General features: G+C 49.3%; 12 protein-coding genes. 8 read left to right on the top strand and 4 right to left on the bottom strand.

Annotated features, from left to right (window positions below):
* Positions 1-16 precede the first annotated feature (16 nt).
* Complete coding sequence (locus tag B5X72_RS17870; protein ID WP_079718293.1) at positions 17-2,806, top strand: 3-keto-alpha-glucoside-1,2-lyase-like domain-containing protein; 2,790 nt, start codon at positions 17-19, stop codon at positions 2,804-2,806.
* An 18-nt stretch (positions 2,807-2,824) separates the two neighbouring features.
* On the opposite strand, the gene B5X72_RS17865 is transcribed toward B5X72_RS17870, so the two are convergent.
* Positions 2,825-4,606, bottom strand: a complete 1,782-nt coding sequence (locus tag B5X72_RS17865; protein WP_079718292.1) for an ABC transporter ATP-binding protein — start codon at positions 4,604-4,606, stop codon at positions 2,825-2,827.
* Positions 4,607-4,774: 168 nt separating this feature from the next.
* Here B5X72_RS17865 and B5X72_RS17860 point away from each other — a divergent pair, with 168 nt between their 5' ends.
* From B5X72_RS17860 to B5X72_RS17830, 7 genes are all read left to right on the top strand, one after another.
* Positions 4,775-5,851 carry a Glu/Leu/Phe/Val family dehydrogenase gene (locus tag B5X72_RS17860; protein WP_079718353.1) on the top strand — a complete coding sequence of 359 codons (1,077 nt, stop codon included), beginning with the start codon at positions 4,775-4,777 and terminating at the stop codon, positions 5,849-5,851.
* Between the two features lie 41 nt (positions 5,852-5,892).
* Complete coding sequence (gene nusB / locus B5X72_RS17855; RefSeq protein ID WP_079718291.1) at positions 5,893-6,840, top strand: transcription antitermination factor NusB; 948 nt, start codon at positions 5,893-5,895, stop codon at positions 6,838-6,840.
* A gap of 69 nt (positions 6,841-6,909) precedes the next feature.
* Positions 6,910-7,374: a DUF1573 domain-containing protein gene (locus B5X72_RS17850; protein ID WP_245826997.1), complete on the top strand. Its 465-nt coding sequence runs from the start codon at positions 6,910-6,912 to the stop codon at positions 7,372-7,374.
* A gap of 38 nt (positions 7,375-7,412) precedes the next feature.
* The gene (gene yajC / locus B5X72_RS17845; protein WP_079718352.1) at positions 7,413-7,739 is read left to right on the top strand and encodes a preprotein translocase subunit YajC; all 327 of its coding nucleotides are present in this window, start codon (positions 7,413-7,415) and stop codon (positions 7,737-7,739) included.
* A 113-nt stretch (positions 7,740-7,852) separates the two neighbouring features.
* Complete coding sequence (locus tag B5X72_RS17840; protein WP_079718289.1) at positions 7,853-8,800, top strand: CdaR family protein; 948 nt, start codon at positions 7,853-7,855, stop codon at positions 8,798-8,800.
* A 4-nt stretch (positions 8,801-8,804) separates the two neighbouring features.
* On the top strand, positions 8,805-9,401 hold the full coding sequence (coaE, locus tag B5X72_RS17835) for a dephospho-CoA kinase (RefSeq protein ID WP_079718351.1): 597 nt from the start codon (positions 8,805-8,807) through the stop codon (positions 9,399-9,401).
* On the top strand, positions 9,401-10,348 hold the full coding sequence (locus B5X72_RS17830) for an MBL fold metallo-hydrolase (RefSeq protein WP_079718288.1): 948 nt from the start codon (positions 9,401-9,403) through the stop codon (positions 10,346-10,348). The genes coaE and B5X72_RS17830 overlap by 1 nt, the downstream gene beginning before the upstream one ends.
* Positions 10,349-10,438: 90 nt before the next feature.
* Here the strand turns inward: B5X72_RS17830 and B5X72_RS17825 are convergent, their stop codons facing one another.
* Genes B5X72_RS17825 through B5X72_RS17815 form a run of 3 tightly spaced genes read right to left on the bottom strand, consistent with a single transcriptional unit; the run spans position 10,439 to position 16,659 of the window.
* The gene (locus B5X72_RS17825) at positions 10,439-11,743 is read right to left on the bottom strand and encodes a DUF5689 domain-containing protein (RefSeq protein ID WP_079718287.1); all 1,305 of its coding nucleotides are present in this window, start codon (positions 11,741-11,743) and stop codon (positions 10,439-10,441) included.
* 24 nt (positions 11,744-11,767) lie between these two features.
* Positions 11,768-13,225, bottom strand: coding sequence for a SusD/RagB family nutrient-binding outer membrane lipoprotein (locus B5X72_RS17820; protein WP_079718350.1), 1,458 nt, complete (start codon positions 13,223-13,225; stop codon positions 11,768-11,770).
* A 17-nt stretch (positions 13,226-13,242) separates the two neighbouring features.
* Entirely contained in the window at positions 13,243-16,659 is a 3,417-nt protein-coding gene (locus tag B5X72_RS17815; RefSeq protein ID WP_079718349.1) for a SusC/RagA family TonB-linked outer membrane protein, read from the bottom strand.
* Positions 16,660-16,851: the final 192 nt, after the last annotated feature.

The following is a 16,851-nucleotide window of genomic DNA, read 5'->3' as shown; positions in this document are numbered from 1 at the left end:
TATAACGCTATTACCGATGATTAAATCAATATATCCATTTTTTGTGCTGCTGATTCTGCAGCTTCCTGTGTACGCCCAATTGGACAATACGCCGGCGGACCAGAAGATAGCCGCGCTATTGGCGAAACAACCGGCCGAAACAACCGATGCGCTGAATGAAGCGATGGCGCAGCTCGAACGGTTTTCCGAGTCGGATATTTCTGCATTGCTTCGTCAGCTCACGCCTCCGGGCAAGGGGGATAACGCCGGTGTCGAATATGCCGCCAATAGTTATAGCTACCATGTGCTTACGGCCGGAAAGGCTGCCCAGCGGGTGACTTTTATCAAAGGTGCATTGGCAGCGTTAAATGCCATTACGGACAATGATAATAAAGGGTTCGTCATTCAACTGCTGCAGAATGCGGGGGATGATACGGCCGTGGAGGCATTGAAACGGTATCTGAATGACGATTACCTAAATGAAAAAGCCGCCCGCGCATTAGCCCGAATCGGTACGGAATCGGCAGGTGCCGCACTAGTGGCCGCGTTGCAGGATGCTACCGACCAGTCCGCCGTAAACATCGCCAACGCATTAGGATTCATGGCGTATAAGCCGGCAGAGCAGGCTTTGCTGGCACGGCTACATACGTCAGATAAGTCTTTGCGTAAGGCTGTGCTTTACGCGCTTTCGCGTATCGGCGGACCAGGTACTGAGCCGTTTTTGCGTGAGGCTGCCGATGAAGTGGATTATGTGTATGACGCTACCGATGCAACAGCGGCTTATGTCAACTATGCTTACCGCCTGGCCGCCATCGGAGAGACGGCAACTGCCGAGAAAATTGCTGCGCGGCTGTTCCGGTCGACAAAACAAGATTACCAGGTACATACGCGCATTGCGGCGTTGCGGCTACTTACCCAAATAGACGGAAATAAACGCGTGAACACGTTGGTAAAAGGTGCAAAGGACGACAACAGCATCTATCGGAATGCAGCATTGACATTGTTGGTACCACACCTCGATGAGCGGACTTCACGACAGCTTGCCAAGGGCATGTTCAAGGCCGACGAATCGGTACAGGTAGCTATCCTACGGTATTTTGGCGACCATCGTTCCACATCGGTGCTTCCGGAGGTCCGGAGAGCGCTGGATGTCGGCACGCCTGAAGTGTGTGCTACGGCTGTCAGTACCTTGCAGAAATTAGTCGGAGATGAGGCAACGGGTGAGCTGATCGGCATGCTCCGTGAATCTGATAAGGAAACAAGGGCGGCTATAAAGGATGCGTTACTGATAACTGAAAACCCCGAGCTGCCCGCGCTGCTGACCGAAGCATTAGCTGGGGAGAATGATCCCGAGCTCCAGGTGCTGCTTATCGAACTATTGGCACAAAAGGGAGTAGGATCGAGTGTTCCGGTTATCTTTGAGATTATACAAGGAAATGCCCCCGTGCAGGTTAAAACCGCAGCGTATCAGGCGTTGCCGCAGGTTGTCCGGCCAAGTGACTTGCCGGATTTGCTGGATCTGCTTCCGGCGGCAAGCAGTGAATACGCAAGCCAAGTACAGCAGGCCGCTGTTGTTTCCGTAAACCGCAGCAGCAACAGGGCAGATCAGGTGACAGCGGTAATCGCGCGGTGCCGGAAATCGGACATGACGTCGCGCTCCCTTTTTTTTCCGGTCTTGTCTGGAATCGGTGGGGAAGAGGCCCTGGCCTTGGTCGCCGGTTATGCGGACCATAACGATCCGGGGATGCGTCGTGCAGCTACCAGCGCATTGGCAAAATGGTCTGGCGCCGAAGCGTTGCCTAAGTTAATTGAACTGAGCCGCAGGAAAGTCATGGATTCAACGCAGCGGGATGCCGTATTCAAGGGTTTGATACGCATCGTCGGCCTTGCTAATATTCCTATTGAGCAAAAAGTGCTTCACCTGCGTGACCTGTTTGATAGTGCAGAGTCTGTCGAGCAAAGACGGTCGGTATTAGCCGCCTTGGAAGCCAACAAGACCTACAACGCGCTGTTATTTGCAGGTAAATTTCTCGATGACGAGCAATTGAAGGCCACTGCGGCCAATACAGTGATGAATATTGCGCTGGAAAATAAGGAACTTTACGGGCCGGATGTCACCCGTTTGCTGACCAAGGTGATGGCGCTTTTGTCCGGCAGCGAAAGCAGCTACCTCAGGGAGGCCATCCAGAAGCATATCGACGAGCTACCGCGTGACGGAGGCTACACGTCGTTATTCAACGGCCGCGACCTGACCGGTTGGAAAGGTTTGGTAGCAAACCCTATCGAGCGGGCATCGATGCGTCCGGAAGCGCTCGCGGCAGCCCAGGAAAAGGCAGACGAAATTATGCGGCAGGGCTGGTATGTCGAAGATGGGGTGTTGCATTTCAATGGCAAGGGTGACAACGTCGCGACGGTAGGCCAGTACGCCAATTTCGAGCTATGGGTTGATTGGAAGCTTGCGAAAGAAGGTAAAGAAGGGGACGCGGGGATATACCTCAGAGGCACTCCCCAAGTACAGATATGGGATACCTCGCGCGTAGACGTTGGTGCGCAAGTAGGATCCGGAGGACTCTACAACAACGAACGGAATCCCCGTGATCCACTTAAAGTAGCTGATAACCCTCTGGGCGAGTGGAATACGTTTCGTATTATTATGGTGGACGATCGTGTGACGGTATACCTGAATGGCGAGCTCGTAACGGATAACGTTGTGCTGGAAAACTATTGGAACAGGACGTTGCCGATATTTCCAATGGAACAGATTGAGCTGCAAGCCCACGGAACGCATGTGTCTTACAGGGATATCCACCTTAGGGAGCTTCCTTAGGTACGGCTCCCCGGTTTTCTATACGGCTTCTTCCAGCAGCTGTTTTTCGTGTAGTTCGAAATAGCTGCCCTGCCGGGCAAGCAACTCTTCGTGGGTTCCTTGTTCGATAATCGAGCCTTCATCCAACACCATAATGTGGTCGGCATTTTTTATCGTTGATACCCTGTGGGCAATAAAGATGGTGCTCTTGCCTTGCATGGCCGTGCTCAGGTTGCGTAGAATTTCTTCCTCGGTCTTGGTATCCACAGCAGACAAGCAATCGTCAAAAATCAGGATTTGAGGATTCTTGATGAGTGCCCTGGCGATGGATACCCGTTGTTTCTGCCCGCCGGATAGCGTGATGCCGCGCTCACCGATGGTGGTTGAAAACCCTTCCTCAAATGCGGTGATGTTGTCGTAAACGGCAGCATGCCTGGCGGCGTTCTCCACGGCATCCATATGAACCTCGTCCAGCCCAAATGCAATATTGTTTGCTATCGTGTCAGAAAATAAGAATACGTCCTGGGGGACAAAACCGATTTGGCTTCTGAACGCCTGCAAGGGCAATTGCCGGATATCAATGCCGTCAATCGTAATCGCGCCCGAATCCACATCATACATGCGCATGAGCAGATTCGCCAGTGTAGACTTGCCTGATCCGGTCTTACCGATAATCGCAAGCACTTCACCGGGCTTTACCTCGAACGACACGTTTTTGACGGCTTGGATCCCTGTGTCCGGATACGTAAAGCTCACCGCCTCAAAACGAATATGTCCCTGAGCCCGGAAATGACCCTGAGCGGCCGACTGAATCACCGATGTTGTGCGGAGAAATTCGTTGATGCGCTTTTGAGATGCTGCAGCACGCTGGATAAGCGAGGTTACCCAGGCCAGCGCCATAGCCGGAAACGTCAGTTGGTTGACATAAATGATAAATTCGGCGATGTTACCCGAGGTGATGGTACCTTTGGCCACTTCCAGTCCACCTACATACACGGTGATGACCGTACTCAGCCCGATAAGCAATAGGATAAGCGGAAAGAAAATGGCTTCCGTTTTTACCAGTGCCAGTGACGCTTGCCGGTAATGATTACTTTCGTCCGTAAAACGATCCATTTTATCGGCTTCGCGATTGTAGGTTTTTATTACGCGGATTCCGGAAAATGTCTCTTGGACAAACGACGAGAGCGTGGATAGCTGCTGTTGGATACGCTCGCTGCGGCGATTGATGATTTTGTTGACGAATAGCAGGATGACGGACAGTATGGGTATAGGCATCAGCGCGTAGGCAGCCAACGTAGGGTTTACGCTGACCATCGCGGCAATAACCATGACGGAAAGCACCACCGTATTGATGGAGTACATGATGGCTGGCCCGAGGTACGAACGTACCCGATTGACATCTTCTGTTACCCGGTTCATGAGGTCTCCCGTGTTGTTTCTACGGTAAAACGCCATATCCAGCTGTTGGTAGTGGTTGTAGATTTCGTTTTTCAAATCATACTCGATGTGCCTTGATGTGAGGATGATGGTCTGACGCATCAAAAAAAGGAAAATGCCTCGGATAAGCGAAAGCAACAATACCAGCACACCAAACAGCAATAAACTGTATCCGAATATTTCGTAAACAAGCTGCTGGCGCTCAAACCCGTCAAATAAGCGGTACATACTGATGTTTTCTTTGACCAGGTCAAAAGCAATGCGGATAACCTGCGCGGGCAATACACCGAAATAATTGGAAACGATGACGAAGATGACGCCGGGAATCATTCGCCAACGGTATTTATAGAAATATTTGTTGAGGTGCGCAAGGTGTTTCATATGAGCATTATTAGCCGACGGCCAAAAAAGAACATGCACGGAAGCGTCATTATTCAGCCATACGAGGGAAGCAAAAATACGAAATGTTTGGCCGTGCTGGTTACATGCATCAATATTTTTGCTAAGTTTGCCCCAATATTGCAGTTCATAGTTCGTGTTATAATTTATATGTCCGTACCTACCAAAGATAATTCGTCCTTTAAGTTAATGGCTCAATTCGGCCATCAAAAGCTTGTGTTCTGTAATGACGGTGAAGTAGGGTTGCAAGCGATAATCGCTATCCATGATACTACGTTGGGCCCTGCAATCGGGGGAGTCAGGATGCTTCCGTATCAAAACACCGATGAAGCGATTGACGATGTACTTCGGCTTTCAAGGGGAATGACGTATAAGGCTGCCGTGGCGGGGGTAAACCTGGGAGGTGGCAATGCAGCCATCATCGGTGATCACCGTACTCAGAAGAATGAGGTGTTGCTCCGCCGGTTTGGCCAGTTTGTAGACGAACTTAGCGGTACGTTTATCGCTTCCTTGGATATCGGAACAACACCAAAGGATATGGAATACCTGCATATGGAGACCAAGCATGTGGCCGGGTTACCCAAATCACTCGGAGGGAGCGGCGATTCCGCACCGTTTACTGCCAAAGGGGTTTATTACGGGATAAAAGCAGCGCTGAAAGAGCTGTATGGCAACGACAGCTTAGCCGGCCGTACCGTAGCTGTACAAGGAGCCGGTAATGTGGGCGAGCAGCTGATTGCTTTATTGCGCGAAGAAAATGCCAAAGTATATGTCAGTGACATCGTCGAAGAGCGTCTGGCCGAAGTCGCCAACAAGTATAAGGCGGTTGCGGTATCCAACAACAACATCTATGACTTGGATGTCGACGTTTACTCACCATGCGCCTTGGGGGGAACGGTCAATAAAGATACCATCTCCAAGATGAGATGCCGCATCATCGCGGGCTCTGCAAACAACCAGCTAAGAAACGAGCAGGAAGACGGACAATTGTTGATGGAACGGAAGATTTTATATGCGCCCGACTACTTGATAAACGCCGGTGGGCTGATCAGTTGTTACTCCGAAATTGCAGGCCATAGTGCCTCGCGCACGGCGGCACTTACAGAAAATATTTATGAAGTTACTCGCTCGGTATTACGCAAGTCGATGACGGAAAATGTGGCTTCTTACCATGCCGCAAATCAGATTGCCGAATCACGGATAGCCGATATGCGTAAAATCAAATAATAAAGCGCTATCATTTCATCCAATCGTTCTTTATATAATTTATGCTAAATAGAAGACACCTAAGGGTCAAAGTATTACAAACATTGTACGCCTACCAGTTATCGGAAGATAAGCAGGTGGGTAAGTTTGAAAAAGCGCTGCTAAAAAGCGTAGATCAGGTATACGAGATGTATATCTGGACGCTGAACCTATTGGATGAAGTATCGGATTATGTGCGCATCGACGCGGACGAACGTGCAAATAAGTTTTTGCCTTCAGCAGCGGACTTGTCGCCCAATACGCGGTTATACAACAATACGTTTATCGAGTTATTGCGTCATAATGAGAAATATAAAGCGGGGCTGAAACAGTATAAAGTATCCTGGAGCTTTGACCCGGAGATCGTGCGTATGGTCTTTTTCCAGTTGCGCGATACAGAGGCCTATGCGACGTACTTGAGCCAGGATGATCGTTCGATCGCGGCAGAAAAAGATATTATCAAATTCATTTTCAAGAAGATTATCCTGAAGGCTCCGGCGATTGAGCAAGTGTTTGAGGAAAAATTTATTAACTGGCAGGTAGACAAAGAGGTGTTGCAAGCGATGATTGCAAAGACCTTCAAGAATTTCATCAGCGAAAACCCGCATCAAAATGAACTGGCGGAGCTGACACCTAACTGGCAGGAAGACAGACAATTCATTCTCGATTTGCTGGGGCATGCTATCCGTTATGCAGATGAATATCAACAGTTGATAAGCATGAAAACCAAAAATTGGGAATCTGACAGAATTGCGTTGCTGGACAACCTGTTGATGCGCATGGCGATTTGTGAGTTGCTTAATTTTCCGACCATTCCGGTCAAGGTAACTATCAACGAATACATCGAAATATCCAAGGTGTTTAGTACGGCCAAAAGCAATACCTTTATCAACGGCATCTTGGATAAGATCCTGAATGAATTACAAGCCGCCGGGCGCATACGTAAACACGGGCGGGGACTCGTACAATGACAAACAAGTGTGGTTATACCTTGTTTAATGATATAGTTAGTTTAGTTGTCAACTTTAATTGCAAGAACAATGAAATGGACACCCTTATTTGTTTTAGGACTGATGTTAATCACATCCTGTAACACCGGGAACAACCAAGAACAGGACGCCGAGGAAATACCTTTGGAACAGCAGGGTGAGCAACCTGTTGGCCAGACCATCATACCAGGGGGCGATTCGGTCAGTGCGGTATTGGAAGTCGAAAATGATGCCTATGATTTTGGTAAGATCAAAGAGGGAGAGAAGGTCGAACATGAGTTCAAATTCACCAATACAGGTACATCTCCGCTCATTATATCCAATGTGCAGGCATCATGTGGATGCACAACCCCTGAATATTCAAAAAACCCGATAGCTCCGGGTGATGAAGGCATGGTGAAAGTCGTGTTTAATAGCGCCGGGCAATTGGGTAAGCAGCACAAGGTGGTGACGGTCACGTCGAATGCATCAAGCCCGAACACATTGCTGCACCTACGTGGTGAAGTGGAGAAATAGACAACAACATACAACAACCAATAATTACAAAACAAATGATCACATCAACAATTCTATTGCAAGCTGGGGGAGCAGGTGGGGCAGGAGGAATCATGGGATTCCTACCCATGATTTTAATTATTGTCGTTTTTTATTTCTTCATGATTCGGCCACAGATGAAGAAGGCCAAAGATCATAAGAAATACATCGAGGAATTAAAAGTAAACGATAGGGTAGTGACAACGGCAGGTATACACGGACGTATTGTTGAAATATCCGAAACGACGTTTCTGGTTGACGTTGGCGGCAGCGTAAAAATTCGCTTTGATAAGTCAGCGATTGCCCTGGATGCTTCGAAGGCGCAAAACGCGGCACCGAAGGCTTAATTCGGCTTCCGGTAAAGCTACAAAGGCCATAAAAGGAAAAGGATATCCGGCGACTTTGTGGCCTTACCGGGACCCGTTAGTTATAAATTTAACCGTTGCTAAGCTTGTTTGGTATGCCGATTCTGAAGCTCAATAAAACACAGCGGCGCAAACTAAGCATTTTCGTTAAATGCATCATTTTCTCTTTCCTTGCCTGGGCGCTTTTTGCGATATCGAATAGCTACGTTTATACCGTAAAATCAGGCGTGCAGTACGTAAATGCGCCGGATAATCGGGCTTTTCATCCCCTCCAATCCGATACGGTAACTATACGGCTGGAAGCCACCGGATGGCAGTTGTTGTTTAGGACGCTGCAAACAACGCGGCAGGGCATTCAAGTCGATCTCAGCGGGCTCCAAAACCGTAGCTGGATTGTTGTTGCCAATCAACTCGGATTTATAAATCGCCAGTTCCCTGCCAATCAGCGCGTGATTTCCGTGTCTCCTGATACGCTTTATTTTGATTTTTCGAAGCAGACAGAACGGAAGGTCCCTGTAAAGGCCTTGTATAATCTGCGGTTCAACAAACAATATGACGTCATCGACGAATTACGCATTTCACCCGAATATGTGACCATAACCGGCCCGCTTGAAGACGTCGTACAAATAGAGCATTGGGAGACCGACACCATCCGGTCTGAAAGCGTTAACAGTGATGTCCATACGGTAGCTCATCTGAAGCAAAATCGACGTGCCAACATCAATGTCTATCCCACTGCTGTGGAAGTGACCATTCCCGTTGGCGAAATAACAGAGAAAATCCTTGAAGTGCCGCTGAAGGCGGAGAACGCTCAGCAGTTTAGTTCGGTGAAATTATTTCCGGGCAAGGTGAGACTTACCGTGATGGTTTCGCTGCGCGACTATATGAAGGTCACCAATAATGCGTTTGAAGCGGTCGTCAACATGGACGACTGGGTTGATAACGGCGTAACGAGCTTACCCGTGATTATCACGCAAATGCCTAAATTTTGCAAGCTGGTGAAAGTAGAACCGCAGAATGTCGATTTTTTTGTCAGGAAATAAGGTAATGGAATCGTTGAAGGTAGGCATAACCGGAGGAATCGGTAGCGGGAAATCCACCATCTGCCGGATATTTGAGGTTTTGGGGATTCCCGTTTTTGACGCGGACAGGGAGGCCAAGCGGCTGATGACGACAGATAGCGGGCTGGTCCGAGCTATTCAGGCCGAATTTGGGGGGGAGGCTTACCATGACGATGGTTCGCTAAACCGCATGTATATGGCAGCACAGGTCTTCAACAACGAAGATAAGTTGAAACGATTGAACGCTTTGGTACATCCTGTGGTTATCCAGGCAGGGGAGGAGTGGGCGGCCCGCCAGGACGCCTCCTACACGATAAAGGAGGCCGCCTTGCTTTTTGAAAGTGGTTCCTTCAAGTTAAATCGGTATAACATATTGGTGGAGGCGCCCGAAGCAGTGCGCATCGAACGGGTAGTTAAGCGCGATAACGTCACGGTTGAGCAGGTGAAATCCCGCATCGCCCGGCAATGGCCCGATGAGGAGAAGACGAAGCTCGCTGACTACGTCATTGTCAACGATGGTATACAAGCTGTGATTCCGCAGGTGCTGAAGCTCGACCAATTTTTTCGCTCTCAACGGTTGTAATGGCATCGATTTTAGCTGATTTCCTCGTTAAACGGCCGGAAGGCTATTATTGCCGGTATGGCGATTTTTTTGTCGATCCGCTGCTGCCTGTGAACCGGGCACTGGTATCCCATGCCCATGGTGACCATGCTACGCCGGGACATGGGCAAATTTGCTGTACGGCAGCCACGGCAGCATTCATGCGCCATCGTTACAACAGGCAACCCGGGCATACCTACACGACGTTTTCATACCATCAACCTTTTAAGATCGGCAATATAGCCATCCGGTTGATTCCCGCCGGGCATATGCTGGGGTCTGCACAGATTTTAATGGAGTATGATGGAGTTCGATACCTGTACACGGGCGACTATAAAATGCAGGCCGACAGCACTTGTGAACCGCTCGAAATTGTGCGGGCGGATGTATTGATTACGGAGAGTACATTTGCGGATCCCGGTATCAGTCACCCCGATCCGGTGGCCGAGATAGTCAAGTTGAACGGAAAGCCCCATCCCATCTTGCTTGGCGCTTACGCCTTAGGAAAAGCGCAACGGTTGACGGCCTTGATCAATGAACATTGTCCTGAACGCGCGGTATTGTTGCACCATAGTATACTGCCATTGCATAGGCTTTATGCATCGATGGGAATCACACAGTTGCGATATGAACCCTATAACCGGAAAGCGATGAAAGTTGATGGTGTCGACCCGATTTACATGGTGCCCCCGATGACCTTCAACAGCTATTACCGGGCGACGAATGTGCTGCGCGTTTTCGCATCGGGGTGGAAACATTTGCAACATCGGAACGACATGGAGCTGTACATCTCTGATCATGTGGACTGGCAGGATATCCTGCGTTATGTGGAGCAGGTGGGGCCGAGGGAAATATGGACGATACACGGGGAGGGCAGGCATCTGGCAAATCATTATAAACACACGTTGACAGTGAAATCGTTGGGATAATGGTGGTTGCCAAACCAGAACGGCATGCAGCTTTTTGACAATGTAGCTGCATGCCGTTGGTTAAGTCGACTATCAATCAATCCGTTGGGCTTAGTAATTCTGGTATATGGCAAAATCATCTACCCCCAAACGGCCGTTCCTTACTGCGGTGCCGCTGCTCGGACCTAAGCCGAGTTTATGGATACGGAACCGCACCGGCCCTTGAATGTCCATCGTGTAAGTCGCAAGTTTGGCACTAGCACTTTGACTTCTGGGATGTGCATCGCTGATGGTTTCGCCTATCTTATGCCAAGTTCGTCCTTCGTCGGTAGAATATTCCAAATCAAATGAACAGCTTACGTCATTGCCGTACGACCCATACCAAAACGTAACTTTGGTGGCTCCGTTTGGTACGTCATAGTTCATTTGCAGGTAAGACGGAACGGACAGGTTTTGCTGGAACCTGACGGCCTGTCTGCCAGAAACGACGCGGTCGTTTGCCAAATTGCCCAGCAGCGATTGTTCAAACTTCCAGTTCCCGGTTCTCAGATCCACATTGTTATCGATGACGACGGTTTGATCTTCATTGTCATACTGATGTTCACCGGTGACATTGTAGTTTTGTTTTCCGTCAAACGGAAATTCGAAGTCCTCGGGGTATCCGGGATATACGGGGCCGCTCGGATCCATCATGTCTTCCAGTTTCTGCAGCCGCAATTGCGGCGTGTTGCCTCCTCCCATAAAGAGGATACCTTGGAAGCTTGCGCTCGGTGCGATGTGTTCATTGGCGAAAGCGGCTCCGGGATCTGTGACAACGTCGAGCATATGGTCAGGACCATCGGTGATTTTTTTGGTTCCCGCAAAAGTTTCCCCGGTTTGAGGGAATGGCTCGACATCGGCCGTAACGGCTACCAAGGTACTTTCGTATCGATCGGGCCATCGCTGAAGGTTGGAAATAGCAACGGTCTGGACGATAACCGGATTGCTGGACGAGACCTTGGAGATCTGTGTAGGCGAAAGGTTGGTTATCGCTAAAGCACCGTCGATTCTCGTCAGCGTTGCGCCGTTGAGGTCTATAAGTAACGAGTCGCCTTTTGCGAAGGAGGGAGCAAGCGCTGTACCTACCTGGAGGATTAGCCCCCGTATTTGGTTGCGCCAGTTGTTTTGGATGACCACAAAGCCAGGAGGAAGGTTATTCCCTGCGTACTCTGATATGACGACGCCGCTTGTCTGATGGGCGCCGCCAAGTGCTTGCGGAGAAAGTCTTACATCACCGGCTTTATATACACTTCGTACAGCCGGTATCCCTGTCCATGCAGCGGGGGCCCCTGCTGCCGGATTTTCGTCTACTTTTAAGCACCCTCCAAAAAAAATTCCTGAAAGGACAAAAATCAATAAATATATCGAGTTCTTCATCGCTGTTGTTTTTATATGAATCTTCTAATCAGGTGTATTCCACCATACTTTCACATTAAGATCGTCTCCTCCCATAGCTTGTACGGCTTCAAGGTAATTAGCTCTATTGAGGGTTTGCACGTTTATGGGGTACATCAGCCGCGAGGGCATGCGGCCGTCGTTCATCAGCCCTTCGCCTTTCGGGAGTACAGGATGGCCGGTTCGACGATGTTCATGCCATTGCTGGAAATCGGTAAAAAATAAGGTGTAATATTTTTGCAGATGAATGCGCTCCATTTTTTCGTTGAAGTTGAGGTTGTCGTCCCATTTTAGAGCGTTTTTTTCGAGATGGCCTTCGGGCACTTCAAGGCCCCAGTGGGTGATAGCGCTGACAACGCCTGCTTCATAGTAACTGTGGGGATCTCCCGTTATATAGCCTTTTAGGGCAGCCTCTGCCAGTATGAACTGGAGTTCGGCACAGTTCATTATATTCCCGAGGAGCGGATCCTGCTTGAGCGATACGAGCAAGGTAGACATTCGTTCAACCCCTCTTCCTGGCGCATATCCGCTGGGCATTCCAGCGTAGATGCCGGAAACCTGAGTAGCCCATCGGGGCAGCCGGGGGTCCTGCCATTCGTTTAGGTTGTTGATAAAAAACTCGGAATATCCCTTGTCGCCATTGAAGTCCAGATCGCGCCATTGGAAAAATTCCGATGTAATGGGCTGTGTTGCACCGGTTGGTAGAATGGCAGAATGACTATTGTCGGTAAATATCGGATAATTTCCGCTGTTCGTGTCCACTATTTCGGCTATTTTGGCAATCGCGCCCGATGCAGCTTTTCCGGATACACGCAGCAAGAGGCGGAGGTAGAGCGAATTGCCAAACCTGCGCCAGGCGTCGGGTGCTCCATTATATAGTGGATCCAGGCCTTTGATGTGTTCAGGCAATTCAACGTCGGCTCCAAGTAGTTCATTAGCTTCTTCCAATTTACGGAAGATATCGGCATAAATGTCTTGTTGCCTATCGAAGTGGGGTTGGACGTTGCCCTCATGGCCTTTCGATGCTTCGAAATAGGGTGCATCACCAAACATATCGGTGATCATGGAACTAACCCAAGCATCGAGGATAAGCGAAATACCCAAAAACGTCTGATAGCCGTTTTCTTGCGAAGTGTTGGCGCTGGTATAGATGTCGCGGATATTGTTGAGCTGCAGGTACCAGTGGCGCCACATCCAATCGGGCTCGCTGGGCCTGATGAAATACCGATGAAATTCGCGGCTTTCAACGACGGTGACATGTACCTGCATGAGTTCGTTCCCAATACGCATGCCTCTGTTTTGGTTTCTCGTGACTACTTGGTGCAAGGCGGGGGCCAACAAGGCCTCTGGCGATGCGTCCTGCAATGCATTAGGGTTTGTGTTTTTCTCAATAAAATTCTTGGTACAGGAGAGACTTGCTGCAATACTTACAGCGATTAGGCTCCAGTATACTATCTTCTTCATTTTCATTGGAAATATTGTTAAAGACCAATAACTAAATTAAAGCCAATTGTCCGGGTTGATGGGAACTGCGCGGTTTCTGCGCCGGGTATAATCACACCGTCGCCAAGTGTTCCAAATTCGGGGTCGAACGCGGGCCAATTGGTAAATACCAGGAGGTCGCGTCCGTATACGCCTAAGGTAGCTCGTTGCAACCGCAGTCGGTTTGCCAATGCCGTTGGCAACGTATAATCGAGTCTCACTTCACGTAGTTTAATAAAGTCTGTGCTGAACATGTTGGATTCCTGATTATCGCGGTTAAAGTGGAGGTAATAATAGTCGCGTATGTCCGTGGCTACCACATCGTTTTTTCGGAAAGTGCCATCAGGATTCCGGATGACACCATCGCCGATGATGCCATGGTAGCGCCCGGGCAATGATTTCTTCAACTTGCCTTCTTCCATTAATACCGCATGGGTCAGTGAGAAGGCCTTGGCTCCAAACTGGCCGTCAAACAGCACATTGAGTCTAAATCGTTTATAGCTGAACTCATTACCAAACCCGAAACGCCATTTTGGCGTAGGATTACCCAGGTAGATCAGTGAATCGCCTTGCAACGGGTATCCGTTTTCATTGTAAATGATTTGGCCATCTGGCGATCGCTGGTACCCTATTCCATACATATCCCTGAAACGTCCGCCAGGTCTGGCCTCGATGGAGCCACGCGAGCCGAAGATCGTGGATAATTGCATGGACGACATGCTGTCTGCCAGCGAGACGACACGATCGATGTTCGTAGCATATGTACCATAAACTCTCCAGTTGAAGCCGCTACTCGTATTCAGTGGAATTCCATTGGCTTCTATTTCCAGTCCCTTGTTCTGCACACTTCCGGCATTCAACGTCCGGTTGGCGTAACCACTGGCGGGATCGACCGGCGAAATAAGGATTTGGTCAAACGAATTGCTATGGTAAGCGGTAATGTCCACGTTCAACCGGTTTTTAAACATCCGGATATCAGCGCCTGCTTCGTAGCTTACCGTGCGCTCGAAACCGAGATTCAAATCGGGTATCGTCGTCGGATTTGCTAATCCCGAGGGAAACTCTTGCCTGGGCGAATAGGCATAGGATGTTAGATACGCTGTAGTGCCGCCGCTGCCAACCGATGCAACCGAACCTCTCAGTTTAAGATAAGAAACGACGTCAGGTAGCTGGATGATATCAGACAGTATGGCACTTACATTCAGTGCTGGGTAGAAGAATGGTGTGACCCTGTTGTGCACGGGCTGTGCCAGTGTGCTCGCCCAATCTTGTCTGGCTGTCACATCTACATAGAGAAAGTCTTTGTAGCCAACTGTTGCCATTCCATATAGGCTATTTACGGCATATTCCCGCCGATACGGCATGGAGATGAGCAGGTCACGGCTATTTGCCAATGTATAGATGTTCGGCCGTGCAAGGTTCTCTGCACGATATTCATCACGGATGTACTTATTATTCATTAACGCGCCGCCAAAGGAGAGGCTATAGGAAAACCGATCGTTCCGTCCATTATTGTATCGTAGAAGGAAATCCGCATTGGTTTCCTGACTATAAATGTCCTGTTCGCGATACATACCATTGGCATACTTTTGGGTGCTCCAAGGCCGCTGCTGCGAGCGGGATTCGTACTGGAAGTCCATCGTGGTACGCACTATCAAGCTCAGTTCGCTGGTGAAATCGTAGCTTGCCTGTACATTGCCGATTATGCCATTCCTATTGCTTTTGTTCAGCATTTCATAGGCCTGGAGGTAGGGATTATCCAATTGAAGGCTGAACGGGCGGCGTTGTTCGATGCCCTCTCGTCCCTGAATCCAGTAGTCTTTGAACCAGTTGATATCGAAATTGGGCACCAGGCCGCGTATGAAATACATGATGGTCTGGTTGTTATAACCCGTGGTGGGCAGGTTGTCACTATGCCGGTTGTTATAGTTTACCCGTGAAGAAACTGTCAGCTTGTCTGTCAATTTCTGATTGACTTGCAACGCAACTGTATTGCGGGCGTAGCCCGTGTTAGGTACAATCCAGGAGTTGGTGGCATTGGTAAACGATAGCCTGGCCGTTGTCCGGTCATTCCCGCCTTGTAGGGTTAAGCTATTTGTATACGTATATGCTGTTTCAAAGAAATCTTTCCGGTTATTGGGGTAGGCGACCCAAGGAGTTCGTTCAGTAGCAGGCTGGCGATAATTATCGGGGCTGTATTGATAAAACAGTTGCCCGTCGAATTTAGGTCCCCAAGCCGAACTCGTGCTTAGTGTAGTTGGTCCATCTTCGGTCGCGCCATAGGAATAATAAAAATTATTGGCTGTTAATCCCTGCCCATATTCATGCTGGTAATCCGGCCAACGGTTAATAGTGGCCAAAGAAAGGTTGGAGTTGAAGGTGATGCCAACGCCTTGTTGCTCCCGCTTACCTTGCTTGGTCGTAATGATAATCGCGCCATTTGCACCGCGAGCACCGTAGAGGGCCGCAGCTCCAGGGCCTTTTAATACGGATACGCTTTCGATATCTTCAGGGTTTAAATCCGCTAAGCTTGAACCGAAATCCACGGGTGATTCCTGGTTTAGGTAGGGATTGGAGCCTGTTCCGGTAAGTTGGCCACTGCTGCCACTGATAACGACACCGTCTACAACGATCAGTGCCGCATTATCGCCGCTTAACGAAGTTTCTCCGCGTAGGATAATTTGGTTGGATCCGGCCGGACCGGCACCTGATTTTAGCATGTTTAGCCCAGCAACCTTACCCGACAATGCCTCTGTCCAGTTATTTGATAAGGCTTCGGTTAGATCTTCCCCGGACAGTTCGGTGACAGAGTACCCCAGTGATCTGCGCTCCCGTTCAATGCCAAGTGCCGTCACCACGACTTCCTCGAGGTCTGCGACAGCTTCTTGCATTACGACGTCCAATGTCCTGCGGTTGTTGATCGGCACTTCCAAGGGATTAAAGCCGATACTGGTGATTAACAACACATCGTCGCTATTTGCATCAATAGTAAACCCGCCACGTTGATTGGTGGACGTGCGGGAAAGGGAATGATCTTTGACCTGCACCGTTGCTCCCGAAATCGGATTGCCTGATGCGTCTTTAACGGTGCCTCTTACGGGAGATTGTTGAGGTATTGGGTCAATGACGACGTAACCCGAAATTACTCGGTGACGAAGCCCTGTTCCGGCGAGAATCTGGTCGAGGGCGTGCTTTACGGTGAGTTCTTGAGCCGTTAAGGTGATTTTTTTTTCCTGTGCAGCCAGTGCTTCTGTAGAATAGGTGAACGGGATACCGCTGAGTTTCTCTACCTGCAAAAGGCTCTCTTTGAGCGTTGTCTGCTCAAGTGTCAACGAGATTTTCTTATCGGTAGGCTGTCCTGCCGATACATTGGCATGGCATATAGCCAGCAGCGTGAACAGCAAGAATAAAACCATTCTGGCTGCTTTAAGGTGATAAATTTGGTTTATGGGGATAGTATATGATTGCATTTGCATAACTTTGTCCTTGATTTTTAATGGAAATGGCAAATCGTATGTGGTTTGCCACATACACGTTTCCTTACCGTCGAGGCCATCCGGCGACCAACCACAGGCTTCGACACATTTTCGTATTTCAAGGGCTGCCTG

The organism is Parapedobacter luteus (assembly GCF_900168055.1).
GTDB classification, from domain to species: domain Bacteria; phylum Bacteroidota; class Bacteroidia; order Sphingobacteriales; family Sphingobacteriaceae; genus Parapedobacter; species Parapedobacter luteus.
This window is presented reverse-complemented; position numbering and strand designations above follow the sequence as displayed.